Source organism: Cupriavidus sp. WS (genome assembly GCF_000395345.1).
GTDB lineage: Bacteria > Pseudomonadota > Gammaproteobacteria > Burkholderiales > Burkholderiaceae > Cupriavidus > Cupriavidus basilensis_B.
On record NZ_AQPL01000643.1, the window covers coordinates 1 to 3,336 of the forward strand.

A 3,336-nucleotide genomic window follows, 5' to 3' on the forward strand; every position below is an offset into this window, starting at 1 on the left:
AAAGAGGCTTGCTGGGACATGGATGGGCTCCTTGGAAAAGCGGGGCCCTGTCCCTCACGGGATGGCAGCTCCCGCACGCGGTTGAAAAAAAGCATCAGCGTCTTGGGGACGCGCGTCCGCGCAATGGATGCGATGCGGACTGGTGGGTTGCGCGGAGAGAACCCCGCGGCAGCCTGAAACCCTGGCTGCTGGCATGTGCTGACGAATCAGCGAACACGCGGGCAGCTTCGTGGGGGTGCCGTGCCACGTCAGTTGGAAATCGGCATCTGGTCCCGTCCCGATTGATGTGCGCAGGGACAAAGAAAAAGCCCCGCAACGAGTGCGGGGCGGTCATGACGGTGCGGTGATGCTGGATCAGCGGGGCTTGTCGCCCAGGACATGCTGCTTCCAGATGGCGAATGCCTCGTCCGCTGGCAGCTCGGCCAGGATGACGATGGGCTGGCCCTGTCGGCTGCGCAGCTTTGCGAAATACGCCGCGCAGTCGGCAATGGCCTTGAGCTTGATGCCCTTGAGGAACAGCAGCCTGCCGTCCTTGATGAACAGCACCTTGTTGCCGATGTCGCGGTTGAACGCGGTGCGCAGCTTGCGCTCCGCGTGCATGGCATCGGCCAACTGGTCCACGAGGAAGTCGAGCGTCATGTCGATGAGAAGCGGCTCGTCGTCCTCGCGTTCGACGTCGAGCGATGCCGGCGGCAGGCTCTTGGCGAATTCCTCGGCCTGGGCCAGCAGCGCGGCCTGGCCTTGCAACGCGCGCACGAACGTCGAGCCGCCGTGTCCGTCATTGCGGGCTTCGGCGATGGGCCTGCCGTCGAACATGACGGTGGCGGTGAAGCACAGCGTTTCCTCGCTCGCGAAATCCGCGACCTTGAGGTTCTTGAGCGTGATGCGGTCTTGTCGGGTGATGGTGTCCATGGAAAGTCCTGATATCGACCGGGTTGACGACACGCCCCTGACGGGACGTGCATACATCCCGTGGGTTGGAGGAAGGTGGCATCGATGCCCGGTGGGCAGCGTTCGCCGGTGAGATGCCGAGGCGAACTGGCGGGTGGCGTGGGAGGAGCCCACGGCAGCCTTGACACCCCGGCTGCTCGTTGTTGCCGATGCGTCGGCAATGCAGGAGGGAGGATCACGCGGTCCGCCGGCCGCGTCGTGCATCAATCCGAAGCGCTCGATCCCGTCTTGTGCAGGCACTGCACCAGCCGCTGGCCCAGCCACGCGACGCACGGCACGGCCATGGAGTTGCCGATCGCCTTGTAGCGCGGCGCGTCGGCGGCGGGCTTGCCGCGGTACGGGACCAGCGTGTAGTCGTCGGGCATGCCTTGCAGCCGCTCGCACTCCACAGGCATCAGCCGACGTACCCGCCACTGCGACCAGTCGCCCGGGCCGGGGTCGTTCCAGTCGTAGCGGAAATGTGCCTCGAAGTCAGGTGCCAGCACATGGGGCTTGTCGGCACCGCCGCTGCTGGTGCGCAGCGCGGTCGAGACGCCATCGCCCAGTTCAGCGGCCAGGCCTTCGGTGCGACCGCGCAGCGCCACGCCGATCACCATCGGCCGGCCCTGGCCCGGCTTGCCGCCACCCGAGGAGAGCGTCCCGGCAAGCTTGCCGTGGCCGGATTCCAGCCGCAGCTCGCGGCGCGAGTTCTGCGCGAACGCGATGGCCGGCACGACGCCGGCATTCGCGTGGCTGAGGCGATGCCCGCCGGCACGCAGCGTCGGTGCATGGTTCGTCGTCGCGTCCGCCCCGCAGCCCTGTGCGGTGAAGGCGATGATCGGCACGCCCTTGCCGGTGCCGTCCTCGCTGCAGCCCTTGCCGCCGTTGGCGGTGCTGAGCGTGTGGCTGATGCTGCCCGCGACGGACTGCGCCACGAAGGTCTCGACCTCGAAGTCGTTCTTCGGGCCGGGCGCCGCGGTCAGGCAGGCCGCGACGTCAATGGGTCCTGCGGTGTTGCCCCCGCCGAATCCGAACGTCACCGTGGCCTTGCCGTAGGGCTGCTTCAGTCCTGCATATCCCGAATACCCGCCTGCTGCCGCAGCGCCCGATCCAGCAGCGCCGGCAGCGTCTTGCCACGGCGCGAAGCCCGGCGAAGAATCCCAGCGCACGCCGTCGCACTCAAAAAGTACCTCGGCGGGATCGACGCCACCTCCACCACTTGCCACAAGAAACACGCGACGGCGCCGTTGGGCGACGCCGAAATATTGAGCGTCGAGCACGCGCCAGGCGATGCGGCGCCGGGGTCCAGACACACAACCTGCGTACGCCCATTTTTGCCCTGGCGGTTCGAGCGCACGGCTTTCGCCGACCAGTGCTCCCAGGAAGTGTCCGAAGGCGTTGCTGCGGTCGCTGAGGACGCCGGGGACGTTTTCCCAGACGAGCGTTGCCGGCGGGCGGCGGTCTTGGCGGCGGGTTTGGTCGATGGCATTTGCAAGCTCCACATAGGCAAGGGTCAGGGCGCCGCGCGGGTCATCCAGGCCACGGCGGGCGCCGGCCACGCTGAACGACTGGCACGGCGTGCCGCCGACCAGGATGTCGGGCGCGGGCACGGTGCCGGCACGGACCTGGCGGGCGATCGCAGTCATGTCGCCCAGGTTGGGCACGCGGGGGTAACGGTGGGCGAGCACGGCGCTCGGGAACGGCTCGATCTCGGCGAACCACGCGGCTTCGAGGCCGAGCGGTTGCCAGGCGAGGCTCACGGCCTCGATGCCGCTGCAGACGCTGCCGTAGAGCAGCGGCGTGTTGCGCGGCGGTGCGCAAAGTTTCGGGTGCATGTCGGTCTCCTGTTCGTATGGCGCAGGGCCATCGCCCTGGCCAGGGCGTTGAAAGGCAGGAGAAAGGCGCCGAAGGCCCCAGGGGCCTTCGGCTTGGGAGGAAAGAAGAACCACCCGTGGGCTGATTGGCAGGCCCGGTCGTCGCTAGAACCGTCTGCTCATCCAGCAATCACACCCGGCCCATGTCGTGGCTGGGGCCGGCATCGTCTGGCGCACATCCGCGCACAAAGGGAGCCCGTTTTTGCGCCGGCGGGCACCGGCACCGAATACCGCTGACCGCGAAGGGTCTCCGGATGGCTCGCACAGGCAAGCCATCGGGGGACCCTTCGCAGCGGCGGAAGGAATACAGACGAGGAGAACGCGCGGGGTGCGGTTCGCGGAGAAGCCACCTTCAGGTCCCGCGGCCGGGGACGGCCAGGCGGGACGCGCACACGGAGCAAGAAGGCGTTGCGCGCTGGGGCGTCCCGCAGGGGGTGCGGGACACGGGCCATGCCGCCGATGGCGGGCACGGCTCACGGGGAACAGGGTCGGTCAGGCGCCCTTGCGCCCGCTCTTGCGTGGACGCGAGGCA

2 protein-coding genes are annotated in these 3,336 nt (G+C 68.2%); both read right to left on the reverse strand.

Annotated elements, in window-relative coordinates:
• Positions 1 to 354: 354 nt before the first annotated feature.
• Positions 355 to 912 carry a hypothetical protein gene (locus tag K206_RS0136065; RefSeq protein ID WP_017512400.1) on the reverse strand — a complete coding sequence of 186 codons (558 nt, stop codon included), beginning with the start codon at positions 910 to 912 and terminating at the stop codon, positions 355 to 357.
• Positions 913 to 1,154: 242 nt separating this feature from the next.
• Complete coding sequence (locus K206_RS0136070; protein ID WP_020207086.1) at positions 1,155 to 2,765, reverse strand: DNA cytosine methyltransferase; 1,611 nt, start codon at positions 2,763 to 2,765, stop codon at positions 1,155 to 1,157.
• Between the last annotated feature and the right edge of the window lie 571 nt (positions 2,766 to 3,336).